At 60.4% G+C, this 19,171-nt stretch carries 22 protein-coding genes; 2 read left to right on the forward strand and 20 right to left on the reverse strand.

Annotated elements, in window-relative coordinates; genetic code table 11:
• Together Q358_RS0110480 and Q358_RS0110485 are read left to right on the forward strand one after the other, a co-directional pair.
• A partial coding sequence (locus tag Q358_RS0110480; RefSeq protein WP_027961799.1) for an IS3 family transposase occupies nt 1-286 on the forward strand: 286 nt, incomplete at its 5' end.
• 389 nt (nt 287-675) lie between these two features.
• Nucleotides 676-1,047: a histone-like nucleoid-structuring protein, MvaT/MvaU family gene (locus tag Q358_RS0110485; RefSeq protein ID WP_027961986.1), complete on the forward strand. Its 372-nt coding sequence runs from the start codon at nt 676-678 to the stop codon at nt 1,045-1,047.
• 227 nt (nt 1,048-1,274) lie between these two features.
• On the opposite strand, the gene Q358_RS0110490 is transcribed toward Q358_RS0110485, so the two are convergent.
• The 20 genes from Q358_RS0110490 to Q358_RS0110585 form a co-directional block, all read right to left on the reverse strand.
• The gene (locus tag Q358_RS0110490) at nt 1,275-2,432 is read right to left on the reverse strand and encodes a UvrD-helicase domain-containing protein (RefSeq protein WP_027961987.1); all 1,158 of its coding nucleotides are present in this window, start codon (nt 2,430-2,432) and stop codon (nt 1,275-1,277) included.
• Nucleotides 2,425-4,083 carry an ATP-dependent nuclease gene (locus Q358_RS0110495; RefSeq protein WP_027961988.1) on the reverse strand — a complete coding sequence of 553 codons (1,659 nt, stop codon included), beginning with the start codon at nt 4,081-4,083 and terminating at the stop codon, nt 2,425-2,427. The genes Q358_RS0110490 and Q358_RS0110495 overlap by 8 nt, the downstream gene beginning before the upstream one ends.
• A gap of 132 nt (nt 4,084-4,215) precedes the next feature.
• Nucleotides 4,216-5,136: a nucleotidyl transferase AbiEii/AbiGii toxin family protein gene (locus tag Q358_RS0110500; RefSeq protein WP_027961989.1), complete on the reverse strand. Its 921-nt coding sequence runs from the start codon at nt 5,134-5,136 to the stop codon at nt 4,216-4,218.
• Entirely contained in the window at nt 5,126-5,908 is a 783-nt protein-coding gene (locus tag Q358_RS0110505; protein ID WP_043488121.1) for a type IV toxin-antitoxin system AbiEi family antitoxin domain-containing protein, read from the reverse strand. The genes Q358_RS0110500 and Q358_RS0110505 overlap by 11 nt, the downstream gene beginning before the upstream one ends.
• Before the next feature lie 112 nt (nt 5,909-6,020).
• Nucleotides 6,021-8,921 carry a conjugative transfer ATPase gene (locus Q358_RS0110510; RefSeq protein ID WP_027961991.1) on the reverse strand — a complete coding sequence of 967 codons (2,901 nt, stop codon included), beginning with the start codon at nt 8,919-8,921 and terminating at the stop codon, nt 6,021-6,023.
• The gene (locus Q358_RS0110515) at nt 8,921-9,388 is read right to left on the reverse strand and encodes a TIGR03751 family conjugal transfer lipoprotein (protein ID WP_051530311.1); all 468 of its coding nucleotides are present in this window, start codon (nt 9,386-9,388) and stop codon (nt 8,921-8,923) included. The genes Q358_RS0110510 and Q358_RS0110515 overlap by 1 nt, the downstream gene beginning before the upstream one ends.
• Complete coding sequence (locus Q358_RS0110520) at nt 9,351-10,793, reverse strand: TIGR03752 family integrating conjugative element protein (protein ID WP_027961993.1); 1,443 nt, start codon at nt 10,791-10,793, stop codon at nt 9,351-9,353. Before Q358_RS0110520 ends, Q358_RS0110515 begins: the two co-directional genes overlap by 38 nt.
• The gene (locus Q358_RS0110525) at nt 10,790-11,662 is read right to left on the reverse strand and encodes a TIGR03749 family integrating conjugative element protein (protein ID WP_051530312.1); all 873 of its coding nucleotides are present in this window, start codon (nt 11,660-11,662) and stop codon (nt 10,790-10,792) included. Before Q358_RS0110525 ends, Q358_RS0110520 begins: the two co-directional genes overlap by 4 nt.
• The gene (locus Q358_RS0110530) at nt 11,659-12,306 is read right to left on the reverse strand and encodes a PFL_4703 family integrating conjugative element protein (protein WP_027961995.1); all 648 of its coding nucleotides are present in this window, start codon (nt 12,304-12,306) and stop codon (nt 11,659-11,661) included. The genes Q358_RS0110525 and Q358_RS0110530 overlap by 4 nt, the downstream gene beginning before the upstream one ends.
• A complete protein-coding gene (locus Q358_RS0110535; protein WP_027961996.1) occupies nt 12,303-12,686 on the reverse strand; it encodes a TIGR03750 family conjugal transfer protein in 384 nt (127 codons plus the stop codon). Before Q358_RS0110535 ends, Q358_RS0110530 begins: the two co-directional genes overlap by 4 nt.
• Nucleotides 12,686-13,045 (reverse strand): TIGR03745 family integrating conjugative element membrane protein, encoded by a 360-nt coding sequence (locus Q358_RS0110540; protein WP_229332888.1) that lies wholly within the window; start codon nt 13,043-13,045, stop codon nt 12,686-12,688. Before Q358_RS0110540 ends, Q358_RS0110535 begins: the two co-directional genes overlap by 1 nt.
• Before the next feature lie 42 nt (nt 13,046-13,087).
• Nucleotides 13,088-13,303 carry a TIGR03758 family integrating conjugative element protein gene (locus Q358_RS0110545; RefSeq protein WP_027961998.1) on the reverse strand — a complete coding sequence of 72 codons (216 nt, stop codon included), beginning with the start codon at nt 13,301-13,303 and terminating at the stop codon, nt 13,088-13,090.
• Nucleotides 13,303-13,656 (reverse strand): integrative conjugative element protein, RAQPRD family, encoded by a 354-nt coding sequence (locus Q358_RS17960; RefSeq protein WP_169735514.1) that lies wholly within the window; start codon nt 13,654-13,656, stop codon nt 13,303-13,305. The genes Q358_RS0110545 and Q358_RS17960 overlap by 1 nt, the downstream gene beginning before the upstream one ends.
• 181 nt (nt 13,657-13,837) lie before the next feature.
• Nucleotides 13,838-14,530 carry a TIGR03747 family integrating conjugative element membrane protein gene (locus tag Q358_RS0110555; RefSeq protein ID WP_027961999.1) on the reverse strand — a complete coding sequence of 231 codons (693 nt, stop codon included), beginning with the start codon at nt 14,528-14,530 and terminating at the stop codon, nt 13,838-13,840.
• 1 nt (nt 14,531) lies between these two features.
• Nucleotides 14,532-14,822, reverse strand: a complete 291-nt coding sequence (locus Q358_RS0110560; protein WP_156940892.1) for a hypothetical protein — start codon at nt 14,820-14,822, stop codon at nt 14,532-14,534.
• The gene (traD, locus tag Q358_RS17185) at nt 14,791-17,058 is read right to left on the reverse strand and encodes a type IV conjugative transfer system coupling protein TraD (RefSeq protein ID WP_084286522.1); all 2,268 of its coding nucleotides are present in this window, start codon (nt 17,056-17,058) and stop codon (nt 14,791-14,793) included. Before traD ends, Q358_RS0110560 begins: the two co-directional genes overlap by 32 nt.
• Nucleotides 17,059-17,068: 10 nt before the next feature.
• A complete protein-coding gene (locus Q358_RS0110570) occupies nt 17,069-17,554 on the reverse strand; it encodes an integrating conjugative element protein (protein WP_051530323.1) in 486 nt (161 codons plus the stop codon).
• Between the two features lie 76 nt (nt 17,555-17,630).
• Nucleotides 17,631-17,807: a hypothetical protein gene (locus Q358_RS18590; protein ID WP_156940893.1), complete on the reverse strand. Its 177-nt coding sequence runs from the start codon at nt 17,805-17,807 to the stop codon at nt 17,631-17,633.
• A gap of 14 nt (nt 17,808-17,821) precedes the next feature.
• Nucleotides 17,822-18,406: a transglycosylase SLT domain-containing protein gene (locus Q358_RS0110580; RefSeq protein ID WP_051530315.1), complete on the reverse strand. Its 585-nt coding sequence runs from the start codon at nt 18,404-18,406 to the stop codon at nt 17,822-17,824.
• Between the two features lie 14 nt (nt 18,407-18,420).
• Nucleotides 18,421-19,164 carry a TIGR03759 family integrating conjugative element protein gene (locus tag Q358_RS0110585; RefSeq protein WP_027962003.1) on the reverse strand — a complete coding sequence of 248 codons (744 nt, stop codon included), beginning with the start codon at nt 19,162-19,164 and terminating at the stop codon, nt 18,421-18,423.
• Nucleotides 19,165-19,171 lie beyond the last annotated feature (7 nt).

A 19,171-nucleotide genomic window follows, 5' to 3' on the forward strand; every position in this document is an offset into this window, starting at 1 on the left:
CGATCGCGGAAGTCAGTATTGTTCGATGCTGTACCAATCGTTACTGACCCGCTACGAACTCCAGTGCAGCATGAGCGCCAAGGGCAATTGCTTTGATAATGCGTGCGCCGAGAGCTTTTTCCACAGCCTCAAGGTCGAGGCCATCCATGGCGAGCGATTCGAGACGCGGGATGCCATGCGACGACAGGTATTCGAATATATTGAGTTGGACTACAACCGGCAGCGCCGGCACAGTGCAATTGGGATGATCAGCCCAGAGGCTTTCGAAGCTCAAATGATCGCTTAGATCGGTGTCCACCAATGCTGGGTAAGATCACATTGATGGCCGGCTGCCCTGCCGTGGTAAAAACTTCGATAACTGGCTCAGCGAGTGCAGAACCTGCCAGGCAGGCAGATAGCCCGAAAGCCACTAGCCAGCGGCGTGGGTGGTGTCTCTCCATGCTTGCCACTCCAGAAGATCAAGGAACTGACAGAGCATTACCGGACACATCGAAACAGGCAGCAGGAAATGTTAATTCGCTTGCGAGATGTTTTCTGCAGCTGCCATCAAGGGCAAGCCCATCAATTCCCCCCACCACGACCCAATTCAATGAGCTTTATATTTCGAGATACATTGAGACTTGCTGTAACTGCCCTCATAATAGGGACAAACATTCACTCACCGTGAGGAAACGCATGTCCATTCTTAATACCTACATGCAGAAGGAACAGCAGCTGAAGCAGCTCCAGGAAGAGCTGGATAGGCTGAAGAATGACGACCGCCTGAAGACCGAGCTGGATTTCAAGAACCACCTCGAAGAACTGATGCACGAATACAACAAGTCAGCCGCCGACGTCATCAAGCTACTAGATCCGAAACCCGCGTCTACCAAGGCTACCAGCACCACGCCCACTGGCCGTGCCAGGCGTAAGCTGAAGATCTACGAGAACCCGCACACTGGCGAAGTCGTCAAGACCCGTGGCGGCAACCAGAAGACGTTGAAGGCGTGGAAGGATGAGCACGGAGCCGAGACCGTGGAGGGCTGGTTGGTTAAGACGGAAGATTAGTCAGCTTCAGCCCTGCCTGCTGCCACCAGCAGGCAGGGCTGCTTTCGGCCAGAAGCGGACATTCAACGATTGTTACAACTGCAATTCAATAAAGTTACAAGGAAATAAAAAAGTGGGTACATTCTTTTCCCCAACTAAGAATTAGACACATGGAGCAAGAAGCTAATATACCTAAGGACGGCCAGAAGCAGTCGCTTCTCATCTCAGTGAAGTACCTAGTACCACAGTCAAGCTAGGGGATTCTCCCAAACTGGTAAGCGTAATCGCATTGCTTTCTTGTCCGGAACAATGAAACCCAAGCTGTACCTAGCTCGCGTGATAGCAACATACAACTTATTCTGCGCCATCTCGGCATTTGCAGGAAAAGGAGTTGCGCCATCCAAGACGAAATGCATCTGACTGTCCACCGGCAAAATCAGCACGCGATCAAACCCCAATCCTTTGCTACCACCAAAGTTATAGCAGCGAGCCCAAGCAGGAAGAATCTTTTTTCCAGATGCCATATTCCAGCGCAGGACTACAGGATGATATGTCTTGATGTAATCGGTAACGTCAGATTGCTTGACGATGAAAACACCAATGTGATGGCTAAGCTCATTCGGCACATCGTCAACAGCTGATATAGTCGCCTCGTAAGCGCCTTTATGCACCTCGTCAGAAATAGCACAGATCGTTTGGATACTCCGAAAATTGCGCATGAGCGCCTCTTCTTTGAAGCCCATAGACTTAAACGCTGCAATCTTTTCTGCGGCCGTTTTAGGCGCCTTTTGGCCAAACGTTGTCTCGTAAACAGTCTGTCGGAAGTCTCCTACGCAAGTGATGGGTGATTTCATTTCTTTGCTCAGAGCCTTGAGTACTTCATAATCCCATCCAACCAGATCTTGCACTTCATCAAAATATATTCGGCTGTATATATCGCCGAGCCGAACTGCTGCAGCATTCTTCGTGGCCTTTGCGATCCGGGCCACCAGCTTAGCCAGAAAGCCTGTGTGAGCCTTAGTTTTGCACTGAGTAAGGAAGTGATTTGAGTTATAGCTCTTATCTTTTAGCTGTTCCTTGCGTCCGGGCAACATGTGTGTCGATCCCGGCTTCAGGTGAGGGTTTCGTTCGTTGAAAAATATTCCGTCGATCCGTTGCGAAAATAGAGCTTGCTGATACGGCCTCACCATATCTTCTAGGTAAAAAGAGAACAGGCCTTTCACTACGAACTGATCACTTTGTTTACCAAAAGAAGCTAGAAATCGACGCCGCAGTTCCTGCTGATTACTAATTGTGTAGGTTACTACTAAAACCTTGCCTCCGCGTTCAATCTCCGCTATCGACTCGGTGATGATCTTATGGGTTTTGCCTGATCCTGCTCCGGCTATACATAATATGTTAGTCAAAGCTCAGCACCTCACAGAGGAAGTCGGGATACTTGAATCGCTCTGTGGTATCAAACAACCTAATGGCCGAGTCGACCTTTCTCTTCCCCTTGCCATCGCCATCCTTGCTCTTGAACCACTCAACGATGAAAGTACGCTTGTCATCGAATGTTGGCTCCTTTGCTAGAAGGTTATATGTCTTGGCCGAGAGTACGATTTTCGCAAACGCCATCAGCTCTTTTTCCGATGTGGCATTTGCTGAGATCATTGCAGGCTCCAGTGAAAAATCATTGTTATCCGCAGATGAGATCAGCTTGACATTCGGATGCGCCGCGTACTCCTTTTGCGCTTCAACGACGTTGTTTAAATAATCACCATCGTTGTCCCGCAAGACATTTATTGCAGTACCTATTTCTTTTCCTATCTCGATGAACGTTTTGAATCCCACACCACGTACTACGATGATATCGATCCCATCCTGCTCAGGCAGACGCCCCTTATTATCTTTGTATATTTTCTTGATCACCAACTCATCAGATGGCCCTTCTACTAACACCACCTTTTTAGAAAGAGCGACACGCAGAGTATCGTAGCCTGGTAACCGCTTCAGCATCTTCACCACTTCTTTGTCTAAGAGGTTCAGCCGCTTATATGAGTCATGGAGTAAGCAGATCTTGTCAATGCTCAACTTGTTTAAAACATATGAACTGTGGGTAGTGATGAACAACTGCTTCTCGTCTCGCTGATCTTCGATATCTTTTACAAGCCTGCTCAGCTCGACGTGGGATAGGTGATTTTCTGGCTCTTCCATCATCACAAGATCAATGTCTTTCGACTTATTATGGAGGGCCAGTTTGATCTGGACCTTGCTCTGCTCACCCTTTCCTATCATGTGAAAAGGCACGGTTTCCACTTCCAGCTGTAAACCATTCTGGAGTGCACCTGCCGGCATCGTGTTAGCAGCAATGGTTAGCTTTTTATCGGTAATCCTATTATCTATATCTAATTCCCTGTTGACTTCTTTCACCTCCTCAGTGTCGTTAAATGATTGCAGGGTTTCACGATAATTGAGGCTCAAGCGGTACGCTTCATCCTTCTTGAGTGCGGTATTCAGGACATTCGAGATATACTGATTCTTGCCGAAGGTGGGATGAATGCGAGCCGGGTCGATGTATAATGCTCGGAACTTCTTGGTCATCGGCTTGATGACGTTCCATGCAAAGTCCATCCACTCTACTTTGTAAAATTCCACTGGTATGCTGGTTATTGGCGCTCCGGTGGCTAGATAGTCCTGATAGGCACCTAAGAAATCTGGATCGAAGCTCGCTTTGACTTGAACCCCCATTGCATCTTTCAACAGGCTGTTGTTCGCACCTCGGTAATCGGGCACGTTCTTCATATATGCCTCAATCACAAGGACTGGCAAGTCTTCAGGTGTTTTCGAAGATGCTAGGAATGCAGCGACTGCGTCACTGTTAAATAAATCGGGAGAAAACTCATTGTTGAACGGACGGCCACGATACTGGAAGTTGAGCACGATTTCCAATGCTTCTAGAACCGTGCTTTTTCCAGCGTTATTATCACCAACAAAGATATTTACATCCGGGTTGAACTCAAACGCTTGATCTTTGAACTTTTTGAAATTAAGCAAACGTAGCGATTCTACAAGCACTTTTCAACTCCCTATGATTTGAAACCGTCCTGTTGCGGAATGACAGCTTTGGGTCGCTAGCTGCCTTTTAAACTCCTAGAAAACCCTAGCCCAAGGCATGGATAATTGTCCAGCGATCAAAATCAAAAATGCTTACTCCTTGAGATAGCTCAGTGTCTGCTCCAGTAAGAACGCAGATTGGCCATGTTTTTCAGGATCCATCTTCCTGATATTGGCAAGCTTCCACATTACAGCGGGAAGTTGTCCTACGCCCGCGATAGGAAATAGCGACCAGTCAGGCTCTCCCTGTTTAAACGAAAGTAGAAAGTTAACATCATCATCGGTGACCAATTGGCCCAGCTGTTTCAACAACCTATGGCGCACATCCTCCAGCTGCGATAGCGGAATGTCGGTTATGGCCATGCCGACAAACTCCTTGTGGTAGATGGCCTCCAGGGACTTCATCCTTGGATTGAGGACTTCATTCATCGGCCTGGGATGACCGAGCAGGTAGACCAGAAAGCCCTCGAAGACGCTTCGATCCATGCCGCCTTGATCCAGCAACAGCTTCACATCGAAGAGATCCCGGGGATGCTGACGATCCAGCGCGGCGCAGAGCTTGCCGCCATAGAGGTCCGGCAGCGACACAGCCTGCACTGAGGCAAAGCCGTACTCGTCTTCTACGGCCTCTACAACATCGAGTCGTTGTGGTGGATACACGGTGCCGCGCAGCACCGGCGAGACTTCGACCTTCACCTGGCTCCGGCCGCGGCGTACCAGGATTCTCAACTCATCACGGCGGTTATCCTGAAGCTCGGCCTTTACCCCGGACAGTTGGGTACCGATCGCCTGTGCCAAGCGCTGCAGCGCCTGACGACAACGTTGCAGAGCTTCGTTACGAGGCTCCAGCGGCAAGTAGGCGAGATCGATGTCGACGGAAAGCCGCGGGAATGGCTGAACGAAGAGGTTGATGGCCGTGCCGCCTTTGAGGGCAAAGCAGGGCTCGTCGTTGAGAAAGGGCAGCAGCGCGACCAGCAGGCCCACCTGTTCGTGGTAGCGGGACTCAATGCTCATCCATGAATTCCTCCGGGACCGTGACCTGATACTCCTTGTCCAGCCGGCCCCCCTGGCAGAGCTGACGCTTGCCCTTGCCCAGGTCCAGACCCTCTGGATCCAATCGATGGTACCAGGCGTGGCCGGCATGGCGAGCCAACACCAGGAAAGCGCGCTTGGCTTTCACCGAGCGACACCCTGCCAGCAACGCCTGTAGGCGTCGCGGGCGCAGTGTATTGAGCCCGGTGAAAGTGTCCACGAGCTCACTGCTGAACAGCAGCTCGTTGGGCGTAATAGCGACCCACTCGAGGATAGCGCGCTCCGGCGTCGAGACCCGAAGGGAAAACCCCACTCTAGGCGGGTTGTAGTCAGTGAAGCTGCCGGGGAGGTGAGCCGGTAGCCCCTTATCCCGGTGCAGGTCGATAGCCCCGGCCCAGTCGGCTTGTTCCAGCCACAGCGGCAGCTGTGAGCGGCGCTCCGCCGCGTACAGGTGAGTGGCGGCATGCCCCATGGCTATGTAGTGGGCAAAGCCCTGAAGCGCCAGGGCGGTCTGACCGCCCGGCCAGAACGGAGGGGTAGCGGGGTCGCTCAGCGCCTGCAGTGCGAACACTCCACTTTCCCAGGTCAGCGAGTCGCCTGCTCGGCAGTAGGCGCCACGCCCGAGGCGACGCAACCAGCCGGCATCGGTGAGCTTGGCGGCATGGTTAGCGTTGATACCATGGGCATCTAGCCACACCGTGGTGATCACGGCGCCATGGGGGATCCGTTGCCACAGTTGGTTTATTTTCGTCACCACAGTTCGCCTAATCAGCCAATTCAGGTGTTATTTTTAAACCAATGCGGTTTAACTTCAACACCCAAAATGGAAGGTTAGGCCAATTGCAGCGACTTTTCTAAACCCACGCCTACTCCGTAGACCCGATGCCCCGGGCCTTGTCCAGCCGCTGAGCGATCTCCAACGTAGCCTCGAGCTCCGAACAGCCCCGCTCGCGCATCACCCGCATTCGCTCGGCCTTCTCCTCACCCTCGGTGCCGGCCAGGGCCAGGTAGAGGCTCGGCGGTACCACCCGGAACAGCGCCTCCAGACGCCCTGACAGCACCACCCCTTCGGTGTATTTCTTGGAGACCTTGGTGGCGGAGGCCATCAGCTTGCACTGGGTGGCAGTGAGCTCCTTGAAGCGGCTGACCTGCTCGATCTCGTCCGGGGGCATGTAGAGGCACAGCCAGAACTCGATCATGTTGAGCAGCTTGCGGGCCGCATCGGGAAAGTCCTCGAGGTTCTGGGTGGCCATCCAGATCCAGTGGGAGAGCTTGCGGCCCATCTTGCCCACCTTGACCAGGTAGGGGCTCAGCAGCGGGTTGACGGTGAGCAGGTGGCACTCGTCGATGACCTGGACGATCGGTCGCCCGCTGTACTGGTCGCGCTCGGCCAGGTTGGTGATCATGTTGGTCACGCTGATCACTGCCAGAGCGAGCTGGGCCTCATAGCCCTCCCGAGCGAAGTGGGCCAGGTCGATGATGGTCACGTCGCATTCGGGCCAGGCGGCACCGGGCCGGTTGAATACTTCGCCGTCGAAGCCGTCGCAGAACAACCCCATGGCCTCGCCCATATCATAGGCGCGGCGCTGACGCTCCTCCGGGATACCCGTGTCACGTGAGATCGTATAGAGCGCCTCGCGCACGTCCTGGGTCATGCAGTCGCGACCTTCGTCTCGGCAGCGCTCCGCCGCCCGGTAGATCGCATCGCGGACCATGCGCCGGTCGGCACGACGAAACTCCCGCTCCTCCTTGGGATCGCCGCCGGTGATCATCAGCCGGGCGGTGATCTCCATCTCCCCAAGCAGATCGCGCTCCTCGTCAGGCTGCCCCTCTTCCTCCTCCAGGGGCGCCTCCTCGAAGGGGTTGGCATCCTCGGCGTCTCGGGCCAGGCGCCTCTCTTCCACCTCGTTCTGCAGCAGCCGCGAGGCTGCCGCGAAGGGCGGCAGCCTCGCCCCGCAGCCCGGCGACAGCTTGACCTGATTGACGCTCATGCCCTTTCGCTCGAAATACTGGCCCAGCAACCCGAAGCTGTTGCCTACCTCGATGATAAAGAGCCGCGGACGGTGTATGGCCATGACCTGGCTCAGCACGCCGTTCAGAGTGGCCGACTTGCCCGCCCCGGTGGGACCGAACACCAGCATATGGGCGTTGGCCGAGCGGTCCTCGAGATTCAGTGGGTCGAAGCTGAAGGTTTCGCCGCCGCGATTGAAGAATGTCATGCCGGGGTGGCCGGTGCCGCGGCCGCGCCCGAACACCGGCGCCAGGTTGGCCAGGTGGTGGGCGTAATTGAACTGGGTGTACCAGCGATTCTTGCGATCCTGCTCCGGATCGAAGTTCATCGGCAGCCAGCGCAGGTAGGTGTTCAGGCCGGCGACCTCATCCTCCGGATCCACCGGTGAGAGGTTTACCTGCAGCAGCTGGGTAGCCAGCTCCATGCTGCGCTGCTGGAGATCCTGCTCATCCCCGCCCATCAGGTAAAACGCCAGTGTGCTCTGGTAGAGCTTGTGGTTTTGCCCCAGATAGAGGCGGGCAGTCTCGCAGTCTTCACGCACCTGGCGAGCCAGCACGCTATCGCCCACCGCCTTGTTGTGCAGGCGATTGATGTGGTCCTCCAGAGGCTCCTGGGGCGTGGCGACGATGGTCAGTACCGCCTCGGTGCCCTCGGGCAGTTTGTCCATCAGGGCGTTGCTCGCCTGGCCGTCGGAGCGACGCACTTCGCCTGTGAGATGCCCCACCACCGGCACCCGGCGCATCTCCTCCACCACCACGCAGCACTGCGGTAGTCCGTCGAACCACCAGAGCCCGGTCTCTACATCGCCCTGGGGCGAGTTGAAGAGCATTCCCTCGGCCAGATCGTAGTTCCAGGCCACCTCATCGGCTTCCTCGGGATAGTCGCACAGGGTATAGAAGCGCGACGGATCCTCCGGTGCCAGCCGCGGTCGCGGATTGAAGCGCGGCAGCAACCAGCGGTGAAAGGCGCGCCCGTCATAGCGCTTCAGGCGCAGGCCCGCGCCGTGCAGCGCAGCAGCCAACCGATCATAGACCTGATTGGCGGCCTGTTCGGGCGAAAGCCCCCGCTGGCGTTCTCCCGTCTGGCGTTTCTTGCCGAGCCAGCGGTAGAGCACCAGGCGCGTGCGGCGGGTCTGGCCTCGCCACTGGGTCTGGGTCACGCCGTCATCCTGAAACAATCCGCCTGGCTTGGAAATGGCCCTGAGATGAGCGCCCATGCTCATCAGCCAGTCCTGGGTAAACTCGGTCTCTCGAGCCCGAGGCCGCACATAATCACGCATGCGCTCCAGGTCGGGACGGGCATCGACTTCATCCTTGACGAAGAGCTGTACCACCCAGGGGTGCTGATCATACTCCGGCAGGCTGTCCTGGAAGGCGGCTTCAATCTGGTCACGAATTGCCTCAAGCGACTCCGGGGCGCGGCCCTCGGTGGCGATGGGGAAGACCTCGGCCACCACGCCTACCGACACCCCATCCTCCAGGAGGAAGCAGCCCGACTCCGGCAGGTACTCCACCCAGGGCAGATAGTTGCTGAACGACGGCGCCCGGCGGAAATGCGAGCGAAGCTCGGCCACGGAAGGCGCCTTGCCTCGCGGTAGGCTCAGAGGTCTGCCATGCATATCGTTGCTCAGCGCCGCCACCTCTGTGGGCGACGACGGCTCCGCAGGAGATATCGGCAGTGCCTCATCCAGGGGCTTCCCCTGGCCAGCCTTGGCGCTACCAAACAGCCGATTCACCAGATTATCGAACTGGGACATCAGAGTGCCCTCCCGTCGACCCACTCTGCGGTGGTTCGAGCGCTCTCCCCGGGCATCGCGTACTGGGTGCGCTGGTAGAAGGGGAACACCGTCGAGTAGCCGGGCACCGGCACCTGCTCCGTCCCGGCCAGGTGCGGGAAGACGTACATCACCAGATCCGGGTTGGGCAGACGGCGGAACTGGCTGTAGATCTCGTTGCCCACATCACGGCTGTAACGCAGCTGCTCAGTGATCATGTCGTCACCCTGCAGCGGACGGCGAAGTGCGCTGCGCGCGTCCAGCAGGCGACGCTCGTCGGTGCTGTAGCCGGCCTGGCTCTGCCAGATCTCCATCATGGTGGTACCTCCCACTGGCATCAGCTCCTCCTGGGAAGTGGCGCAGCCAACCACTGCCAGAGTGGTCATCAGGGCCATCAGTGGCCTGGCGGCGCTACGGCAGGCCGAGGTTGTCCGCACCAGAACGGTCATATCGCACCCTCCTTCCTTGTGTCTCATAGTCGATGGGCAGCTCGCGTTCAATATGGATGGCCACCGGCTGGCCGGGTGGCACATAGACGGCGTCGAAGGTCTGGCCGAAACGCTCCTGCACCCACTGGCGCACGTCGGAGACGCCGCCGGCCAGGGCCTGGCTGGCGGCATAGCGTCCAGAGTCACCGGTCAGGCCGCTGACCACGCCGCCGCTGTCCACACTGGTGGTGACCTCATTCATCGCCATGGCATCGGCACCGGCCTCGGCGGCGCCCAGAATGAAGCTGGTCAGCAGGAACTGCTGGGCGTTGGTCTTGCGATCTCCGGGAATGCAGGGCAGTCCGCGCGGATCGGAGAGCCAGCCGAGGGTGGCGCGATTCGAGCCATCACCGGAATTGACATCATCGGGAGTTGGCAGGGTGCGCACGGTGCCGTCCTCGAAGACGAAGGTCATCGAGTTGACCTGGCCACGCACGCAGGAGAGCGTCCAGTCGCCTGTCGCCGTGCCGCTGACAATGGCGCTCTCCACCTCGGGCAGGGTGACGCCGTTGGCGGTGAGGTTCTCGCGGCCGATCACTACCTTGAACGGATAGGGGTCATTGACGGTGCCGTCGATAGGTACCCGGCCCAGCAACGCCGTCATGGCCACCGAGCCCATCAGGGTGGAGTTCTCCGGCAGGGTATAGACAGGCTCCACGGAGGACTCATCGGGGCGACCGGTCACCCGACTCTCCACTGCGCTGGTGGCATGCTGGGCCGCTTCGCCAAACTGACCTGCCGCCTCGCCGAAGCGGGTGGGGAAGGCCGTTTCGCCACTCCCTCGCTCACCCTCCTGAGCGTCCAGCGGCTCGACCCAGGTCAGCGAATGCGTCGATCCAGGGCCTGAGTAGATCGTTCCGTTGTGACCGCCGCCACCTTCCAGACCGAGGCCAATGGGCAGATCCTCACTTCCCGTGTCATCCACCTGCTGACGCAGCTGATCCAATTGACGCTGAAGGGTGCTCAACAGTGGATTGCTCTGCTGTGTCTGTTCAACCTCCTGACGCAACCGTTCACGCTCGCGGCGCAGCGCCTCTTCGATGGCCCCATCCACATCCTGATCGCGACTCATCAGCCGTTCGTTCTGGTCGCGTAGCGCCTGGGTTTCCGCCTGTGCCCGCTCCAGGTCACGACGCATGGCCTGCACATGCCCAACGAGAGTGGCCACGGTATCCCGCGGGGTGTCCCCCTCGATGCCAAGTGCCTGCAACTCATCGTCATTCAGGGTCAGTGTCGGGTCTGTCTCCGCGGTTTCAGCATCTGTCCCAGCACCACCGCCACTCAGGCTGCGCACCACGATCAGCAGAACGATCACCAGCAGCGCAGGAACCAGCACCTTCAGCAGGGTATTACTGCGTTGCGTCATAAGGTGCCCTCCTTGGCGTCAGGCGCTTTCTCCAGCAAGCTCAGCGCCCTGTCCAGGCCACCGCCCCGGGTGACCAGAAAGACCGTAGTGGTATCCTCCAGGGAGCCCCGCGGAGCCAGGTAGGGGTGCATGAATGTCGCGGAGTAGAAGTCCCCCTGCAGCCAGCGCGGATCGAGCTCGAAGGCGCGCTGCCGGTCGTCGTTCTCCAGCATCACCGCCGTCACCGTCCAGCCATCGAACCGCCAGGCTCCCAGAGGCGTGGCAGTCACCGGTAGCGATGGCAGCAGAGTGTTCAGAGACTCGGGTAACCGCATGGGCACACGGGAGGCCCCTCGCAGAGGCTCGATGGTCCGCTGCGGCGCATAGAGGGACTGTGCCGCATGCCGGGTAAGCCGCACGGGTACTGGAGTGGCAGTCGGGTGCTGGACATCCCTGGGTGACGCGTCCTTCGTCGATGACGAGGCCTTCGTTACCTCCGCACCGCTACTGCCCGAGGAGGTGCTGTCTGAAGATGCCTCGCGGCTGTCCACCACCAGGACCTCCTCGCTGCTAGCTCCCTCACGGGCCAGGAGGTCCAGCAGCAGCACATCTCCACTCTCCACATCCTGAACTCGCACGCGGTGAGTCTCGAAGGCCTCAAAGGCTTTCAGGTAAAGCACACCCCCGGCACTCTGGACGCGCAGCACTTCAGAATTGGCCAGAGCCGATGGCAACCCTACCCGCACATTGCGCTTCAGGGTGACGATGCGTTCGTCACCCACCGGTAGCGGTATCTCCAGAGGACGGCGCTCCCAGTGCATGACCTCCACCGCCATGACATCGCCGATCAACACCGCACTCGTCAGGCAGGCCAATATCACGCGCTTCATAGCAGATCTCCTTCCTCCTCGCGGCCGGGCACGGCCAGGCGCTGCGGGGTGCCCTCAAAGCAGTCCACCTGAAGCCCCCAGGGGTTACGCTCTGGGTCCACGTCGGCCCGTACTACACGCAGCGGATAGCGAACGAACAGGTCGCGTACCGGCGTGCCGGCGTACCGCTCGTCGATAGCCATATCCAGGGTCACCACCCAGGCGTCGCGGCTTAGCACCTCGATGGCACTGGAGCGATACCCACGTCCGGGAATCTCGTAGATGCCACGCACGCGCCCGGAGAGCTCCTGACGGTGGTTGCGAGCCTCATAGTCGTTGCTCAGGTAGCGCTGACAGGAGGGGGTGAGAAAGGGCGAGTAAGACTGTAGATTGCGCTGGTAGTCGATCTGGCCATCGGCTGGCCAGCGGTTGATCTGCTGCCAGACATAAAACCCGAAGGCATAGACGCTCGACGGATCGACCTCCCACCAGGCGCGAGTGCTGCCGGAGCGCAGGTCCGGCGGGTTGTGGATGGTCAGGTTCTCCGGGGCCGACTTCCAGCCCCACCACAGACCGCCGCTCAGCAGTGCCAGTACCACAATGACCAGTCGCAGGGTGGTGATATGGGCATCCCGGGCGCTCAGGGCGTGACGAAAGCGACTCATGGCCGTCCCCCCGGCTGGTAGTGCAACCGACGCCGCGAGTAGGGACCGGAGCGGGTAATCAGGGTCTCGCCGCCCCACAGCCGGATGCCCTGCCGAGCCAGATGGAACTGCAGCCTGCGATAGAGCCAGGAGGCGGGTCGGCCGCGACGCAGCCGCCGCATGACGGCCCCGCCGAAGTAGAGCGACATGCCGGCACAGGCAAAGGCCACTGTGGGCACCATGGCGATGGCCCCCAGCAACCAGGCACCGATCACGCCCGGCAGCAGGCCCACGGCCAGGCCGCTCAGGGCCATCATCCCAACCTCGTGTCCGGTCATCCCCCGAAACACCACCGGTGCGGCGTTCAGACGGGTCGGCAGAAAGTCGAGACGGTTGGCCATCAGAGGATCTCCGCCGCCTTGGTCGCCAGCCAGATGATGGCGATGATCAGCACTACCCCAACGACTACTACCACGCCAAACTTCGACCACTCGCCGCGTACCCGGGCCTCGTTGAAGGTGGCGATAGAGGCGATGGCGACGATCAAGAAGGCCACCGTGGCCAGGATCAGGCCGCCCAGTGCGCCGAAGTCGAACAGATAGTTCTGGAGAGTGGTCAGCAGACCACCCCCCTCCCCTCGCGATGGCGCCTCCATGGTGGGTAGCCCCTGTGCCACGGCCTGCGGTACCAGCCCCACTGCGGCCAGGGCGGCAAAGCTTCGGGTACGGGCACGAGAAAAACGTGAACGCACGGTAGTCATAACGAGCTCCTTTTGCATGACAGAGGTGCGAGGCCAGTGGCCTCAGAGGAAAATCCAGAACATCACCACGATCAGGAAGACGGCACGCAGGGCGGCAAAGCCGAAGTCGTCGCCGCTAACACGCCTCTTGGCGTAGCCTCGATAGGAGGAAATGGCGCTCCAGCACGCCCAGAGCAGCACCACGGTGCAGCCCACTCCGGCGATCAGGACACCCAAGGGAGACGCCTCGAAGCCGGCACCGGCGGCAAAGGCCTCCATCAGTGCAGCTCCCGCAGGTAATCACCGGCGAGCGGTGCCGGCTGGCGAGGCGGCAAGCGAGGGGGAGCCAGTACCTCATCGATCCCCTCGGCGACGGACTCGATGTCACGACGCAGACGCGGCACATCCAAAAAGACGCGAGTGGTATCAGGATCAAATTCGCCGACACGGTTCTCGAGCCGATCCACAATGCGTTGGGTCTGAGTCAGCTGATCCTGGATCAAGGCCAGGTCCTGGCGGGCAATCTCATCGCGGATCCCATCACGCTCGGCGGCATGGACAGAGCCAGGTTGTGTGCCCAACAGTGTCAGAAGCAGGAGCGACAGGGCTTGTGGCAAGCGGCGAAGTGTCATGGCAAGACAGTCCATCCGTTGGCTGGGTTTTCCTCCATCCTGTCGCCCGCCTGGGTGCAGCGCAGCAGGAAACCATAAGCGCCGCACACGTTGTTTATCTGAGCCAGCTCAACCCCATAGATACGCAAGCGCCGGAGCCCGTCCAGGCTCCGGTGGGTGACGTCTGAAAAGCGGGTATACCTCAGAGGTACTTCTTGAAGCTCCCCGTGGCGATGCTGACTAACAGACCGAAGAGTGCCGCGCAAGGGAGAAGAAAGGCATTGGGATGGATGGCAAAGGGCACGCTCAGATAGAGCAGCCAGCCCACCACAAAGACCGGCGTGATGGCTCGTTTGGCATGGTGATAGACGAAGGCGGACTCGCGTCCCGCGCCGAAACGACGCAAGTCACGGCGTACCAGGCCGTCGACGAAACCCACCAGGGCCGCCAGGGCGAAGAGCGGCGAGGTCAGCAACAGGATGACCACCCGGGTCAGGGTCATCAACGTGACGTAGAGCGCCGCCTGCACGTAGATATGCAGGGTACCGAGCCAGCCGCCATGATGGGCGCTGTTCTCGAGCCATGCCGATATTCCACTCTTCACGAACAGCCACTCATGGGTATGGGTAACCGCCCGGGTCGCCAGGGCGACCGGGTCCGAGACCAGCAGCGAGCGGGTAAAGGTGGTATCCAGCCGGGCCACCTCCGCTTCCAGAGTCTCCAAGGCATGTTGTGCTCCGGGCTCTCCCCACCACTGCCAGTAAATCCCCGCCCACTCGACCAGCACGGACATCAGCAGCGACACCACCAGCACCGCCATGATCTGGAACGGCAGGCCGAACAGCATGGACAGCCAGCCGCGGCGTGTTTCCTGAGCTCGCTCAGCCGTGGCCACCTCAGTGCACCCTCACCGGCGTCAGCGAACAGAGTAGTGACCAGCGACGATCCTGGTAGTGCAGAATCAACCGCCCCTCATGAGGATGCTCGCCCTGCTCCCACACCGGCGAGAGCCCCTTGCGATAGGCGCGCTGAGTCAGCTCGATGCGGTCGATGCCGATGATCACGTAGTCGAGCAGCCCGAACAGGGTCTGAGGCAGCTCACTCAACGAGCCACTCTCCAGAGCGACGCTGGAGACAATGGCGGTTGCTGCGGTATCACTCGTCATGGGCGTTGTCTCGATGCTCATCATGGTTCTCCATCTCTTGAGCCAGCGGCCACTCGTCGAGCAGCTTATATTCGGCCTCCTCCCTGGAGGGCGCCTCAGCTCGAGATACTGTCTGAGTACGCGGCGCCTCTTGGGCATCATTGCGCTGCACCGCAAGCTCAGCCCCCAGATCCCCCAGTTCCAGGTTTACCGGCGGCGGCATCACCGCGGTCCACCACTGCTCGCCGGTGGTGTAGTCACGCTTCATCCGCTCGGCGAGCTCGGCGATGCTGCCGGGAATATCCTCGTGCTTGTCGGGCAGCGGTAGCGGCATACGTACCTTCCAGAGCTGGCCGCCCTCCAGCAGGGCGAAGGCTTGCCCCTTGGGCAGCGAGACCACGTCTGCCGGCTCGATCATCGGCACCTGTACGGTGCTGATGCGATCTCCGCCGGAGCTGGTGAAGTCGATATCGTTGGCGATATCACTGGAATCGGAGGCCATGCTGACCAGCATGCGCGTGGCCACATTGACCTGACGCAGCTGCCGAGTCAGCAGCTCGGCGGTCTTCTCCTCGCGCACCCGCAGCATCACCAGGTTGTTGAAGTTGCCGACCACCTGGCCGGCCTTGGCGGCACTGCCGATGCGCGCCTCGATGTCGGAAAGGGTCTGGGTGTAGGCGGTCACCTGAATCCCCGCGCCGCCCCCCTTGTTGATGAGCGGGATGAACTCGTCGCCCATCAACTCGTTGAACTCGTCGCAGTGCAGATTGATCGGCATCTTGCCCATGCGTTTGCCGTTCACTGCCGGCAAACCATCGTCGATGCCGTGCTTGTAGATATGGCCGGCCACCGAGACCAGGTCGGCGAACATCGAGTTGCCCACCGCCTGGGCTACCTCGAAGTCGCTCATGGCATCCAGCCCCACGTAGACGATGCCGCGCTTGCGGATGATCTGCTGCCAATCGATGATCGGCCGGGGGTCCTCGATGTCGTCATAGTCCGGCGAAAGCAGCTCGGCGATGCGCCCGGTGGTCAGCTTTTCCAGCAGCGGTAGCAGAGAGGCCACGATCTTGTCGAAGTAGGTCTTGTCGTAGCGCACGGCGCTGCGAAGCCCCTCGAGCACGGCGTCCACCACCTTGATCTGCTGCAGGTACTGCTCGATGGCCACCACTCGCTTGTCGCGCCCTTGAAACTGGCGTGGGATGTTCTTGTCGTTGAGCTTGCCCTCGATGGTGGTAATGCGCTCCCAGGCGTGCTGGTCATGGCGGGTCAGGGTCTGCTGGGCGTACTCGACCATCAGGCCATCGATGTTCACCACGTCCGAGAGGATCTGTTCATAGGTGGGACGCTGTCCCAGGGCATGACGGGCCCGGGCCACGATGTTGACGAAGCGCCAGGCGAACTCGCGGAAGGCGGCGCTGTTGCCCTCCCCGGAGAGCTGACCGGCGAGCCGGGTCGCCACTTCGGAGATGCGCCCGAAACGGCCTACGGCGTTGTAGCGCGCCGAAATATCTGGCCAGCCCAGGTGGAAGACATAGAACTCGTCGCCCCGGCCCGCCCGCTGGGCCTCGGCATACATGCGGATCATCAGATCGGCGTCGCCCTTAGGATCGAAGGCGATCACCACGTCGCCGCGGTGAATATCCTGAGTGATCAGGATCTCGGCGAGCCGGGTCTTGCCGACCCGGGTGGTGCCCTCCACCAAGGTATGGCCGACCCGCTCCCCGAGGGGCAGATAGACATCGCGCTCCCTCCACTCAACGGCATGCAGCGCCGGCATACCGCCCACCGGCGGCAGCGGGCGTACTGGATTCCAAGTCACATCCGCGGCGAGCAGCTTCACCAGCGGCCGACTGGTCCCATAGCGTTCCAGCCGATTCTCCAGCTCACGTGCCCAGCGGTAGGCTGGCCCCGGACGCAGATAGCGTTGCACGTGAGGCTGCTGGCTCTCATGGAGCCGCTGGGTGTGGCGCGCCTCCCACTTGAAGCCCTTGCCCATCCACAGCAGTCGCTGGCTGACCGGAATCTGCCAACTGCGCAGCGCGAAGCGCGGCAGGCGCTTCATGTTGCGACGGTAGCGAAGTACCAACCAGGCCTGTCGAACACGCCAAAACCCGAAGGCGGCAAAGCCTGCCGCCATGCCATAGCCCACGCTGGGCGACAAGGCCAGCGACCAGGGCGCCATGACGCAGAGCACCGCACAGGCCAGGCAGACCAGGGCAGTATTGAGCTCTACCGCTGGGCGCAGTAGCGCCTCCAGGGGGTGTGTCTGGTTCATCGCGCGTCCTCTACTGCTCCAGCCCTTGAGACGTCACCAGCACTGGGTAGTGAGCAAGTCCCAGCCGGCCGGCCAGGTCGTCCCCTGGCGTGGGCCGCAGCTCGAGCCCCGGCGCCGTCTCGCGCAAGCGCTGTAGTCCCTCGGGCGTGGCCACCTGAACGATCAGACCCACGGCGTTAAGCTCGCTCAGGATCTCCCCGCGAGCCTCCAGCCAGCGCAGCGACAGCGGATCGTCTCCGACCAGGAAGAAAGGCGTCATGCGGCCGGGCAGCTCAAGCGGGCGAAAGTCCACCTCCCCGGGGGATAGCCGCTCGCTGCTCACCGGCAGCATATCCGTCTCGCTGAACGCCACCGGCACACTGGGGGTCGGCACATAGCCCTCCGCCTCCGGCACATTAGCCATGCCGATGGCAACAAAGTAGGGACGGGCCGGTTCACCGCCATGATCGGCGAGCACCTCCAGCACAGGGCGCCCAGACGATGACATTCGGGCCATGGTTTCTGCCTGGGCACTGGCGACAAGTAGCCCGAAGAGCCCAACCATCAGCACAGATAAAGCCCGGCAGCGACAGTCACGCATCAGCATCAAGATCTTCCTCCAGCGCAACCTCACTGCTCTCCTCCCGATACTCTTCAGGGGAGCCATGGGCATCTCCGTGGCAGTAGTCGACGGGCGGCTCGATTTCGCGGGGCTCCCGCCAGGCCAGTGCCCCGCAGTAGGGGCAGCGATAGGGGGCAGAACAGGTCATTGATGGCATCTCCTTCAGTTGGCTGCCAGCTGCCGCTGGCGAGACGTGCTCAAGCGCTCGAGCTCTGCGGCAACGATGCGGCGATAGCGGGCCGCTGGCTCCCCGCCGGCGGGTCGGTGGTAGCGCCCGGCCGCCTGAACCCAGTCACCGGTGGCCTCGAAGTGGCCGCGCAGCAGCCGTGCCGCCTCCTCCAGGTTGGCGTAAGGGTTGAGGGCATCGCAGGGATTCGAGAAGCGCTTGCCGGCGCCGAATAGCTGCGGCTGCCAGCGCACGTTAAGCTGGGCAATGCCCACGTCCACCAGGCGGGTCTCCTGGAGGGCCTGCATCAGGGCGCTACAGGCCGCCCGGCGGGTTGCGAAGCGGAAGCCCTCCCCCGCCACGTTCAGCGTCCATGGCCAGGGACGGCGACCCGCCTTCAGGCTGACCACCGACTCAGTTGTCGCCACCGCATAGAGCACTTCAGGCGGGACTTGATGCAGGCTTGCTGCATCGAAATAGGCCGGAGGCACCGCTGCCGCCTTGGCCAGCGATGCCAGCACTGCCAGGCAACAACCTAGTGCCAGGCCCATCACCAGATGTGGACATGCTTTCCGCCCCATACTGACCGCCTCCCTCACCTGGGATAGACCTGGGGCAGCGACCCGACGGTGATACCCTGCTCTAGGTTCGGTTCGCCGTGGTTGAGGGTGATATCTCTTGCCCGCACGCGGGCAGCCGGCACATCCACGCGACGCGCCCAGTCGCGTATCACCGCATCGTCACCCCCGGTGTCGAGAACAAAGATATCCATCTGGGCCCCCTGGGCGATCAGCTCGCTGACGGTGCTGTCGCATCGCTCGCAGGCTTCGACCGCCACGTACACTGTCAATCGAGCCTGCAGTGAGCCCTCATCGGCGAAGTGAAAGGCTGATCGTGGCCGCAGGGTGAACTCGTTCACGGGCATCTCATCGGAGTAGAGGCGCTGCCAGGCTTTATCGTAGGCACGCTGGAATGCCAGCTCTCGCTCGGTGCGGGCGCGCTCCACCTCAACCAGCAGTTCTGCATAGCGGCGGCGCTCCTCGGGGCTGCGCGCCTCGACACCAAGGGTGGTAATGGGATCAAGGTTGGGCGACCAGATCCCTCGCGGCCCCTCCATCAGCGTCTCGTAGCGCTCCCAGTCTCGCTCGTTCAGCTTCCAGGCCTCGGCCTGCTCCGTCCGGGTACGGATGCGCTCACTCTCGAGCATCTGCTGCGCCTCTTGAATCACGGCGGAGGCATCGGACCGTCTCTCCAGGGTGGGCTCGGCACCACTCTGGCTTCCCAGCAGTGCCATGGCGACGGTCACCACGGACACAACAGAACGCTTCAGGTTTCTCATCTCAAGC

It is taken from the genome of Halomonas halodenitrificans DSM 735 (assembly GCF_000620045.1).
GTDB classification, from domain to species: Bacteria; Pseudomonadota; Gammaproteobacteria; order Pseudomonadales; family Halomonadaceae; genus Halomonas; species Halomonas halodenitrificans.

Excerpts from the sequence above, each read along its gene's own strand:
- Q358_RS0110570 (WP_051530323.1), bottom strand. The coding sequence starts at position 17,554 with ATGGCCCGAATGTCATCGTCTGGGCGCCCTGTGCTGGAGGTGCTCGCC.
- Q358_RS0110535 (WP_027961996.1), bottom strand. The coding sequence starts at position 12,686 with ATGGCCAACCGTCTCGACTTTCTGCCGACCCGTCTGAACGCCGCACCG.
- Q358_RS0110560 (WP_156940892.1), bottom strand. The coding sequence starts at position 14,822 with ATGAGCATCGAGACAACGCCCATGACGAGTGATACCGCAGCAACCGCC.
- traD (WP_084286522.1), bottom strand. The coding sequence starts at position 17,058 with ATGAACCAGACACACCCCCTGGAGGCGCTACTGCGCCCAGCGGTAGAG.
- Q358_RS0110485 (WP_027961986.1), top strand. The coding sequence starts at position 676 with ATGTCCATTCTTAATACCTACATGCAGAAGGAACAGCAGCTGAAGCAG.
- Q358_RS0110510 (WP_027961991.1), bottom strand. The coding sequence starts at position 8,921 with ATGTCCCAGTTCGATAATCTGGTGAATCGGCTGTTTGGTAGCGCCAAG.
- Q358_RS17960 (WP_169735514.1), bottom strand. The coding sequence starts at position 13,656 with ATGACACTTCGCCGCTTGCCACAAGCCCTGTCGCTCCTGCTTCTGACA.
- Q358_RS0110525 (WP_051530312.1), bottom strand. The coding sequence starts at position 11,662 with ATGAAGCGCGTGATATTGGCCTGCCTGACGAGTGCGGTGTTGATCGGC.
- Q358_RS0110585 (WP_027962003.1), bottom strand. The coding sequence starts at position 19,164 with ATGAGAAACCTGAAGCGTTCTGTTGTGTCCGTGGTGACCGTCGCCATG.
- Q358_RS18590 (WP_156940893.1), bottom strand. The coding sequence starts at position 17,807 with ATGACCTGTTCTGCCCCCTATCGCTGCCCCTACTGCGGGGCACTGGCC.
- Q358_RS0110515 (WP_051530311.1), bottom strand. The coding sequence starts at position 9,388 with ATGACCGTTCTGGTGCGGACAACCTCGGCCTGCCGTAGCGCCGCCAGG.
- Q358_RS0110500 (WP_027961989.1), bottom strand. The coding sequence starts at position 5,136 with ATGAGCATTGAGTCCCGCTACCACGAACAGGTGGGCCTGCTGGTCGCG.
- Q358_RS0110540 (WP_229332888.1), bottom strand. The coding sequence starts at position 13,045 with ATGACTACCGTGCGTTCACGTTTTTCTCGTGCCCGTACCCGAAGCTTT.
- Q358_RS0110520 (WP_027961993.1), bottom strand. The coding sequence starts at position 10,793 with ATGACGCAACGCAGTAATACCCTGCTGAAGGTGCTGGTTCCTGCGCTG.
- Q358_RS0110530 (WP_027961995.1), bottom strand. The coding sequence starts at position 12,306 with ATGAGTCGCTTTCGTCACGCCCTGAGCGCCCGGGATGCCCATATCACC.
- Q358_RS0110545 (WP_027961998.1), bottom strand. The coding sequence starts at position 13,303 with ATGGAGGCCTTTGCCGCCGGTGCCGGCTTCGAGGCGTCTCCCTTGGGT.
- Q358_RS0110580 (WP_051530315.1), bottom strand. The coding sequence starts at position 18,406 with ATGGGGCGGAAAGCATGTCCACATCTGGTGATGGGCCTGGCACTAGGT.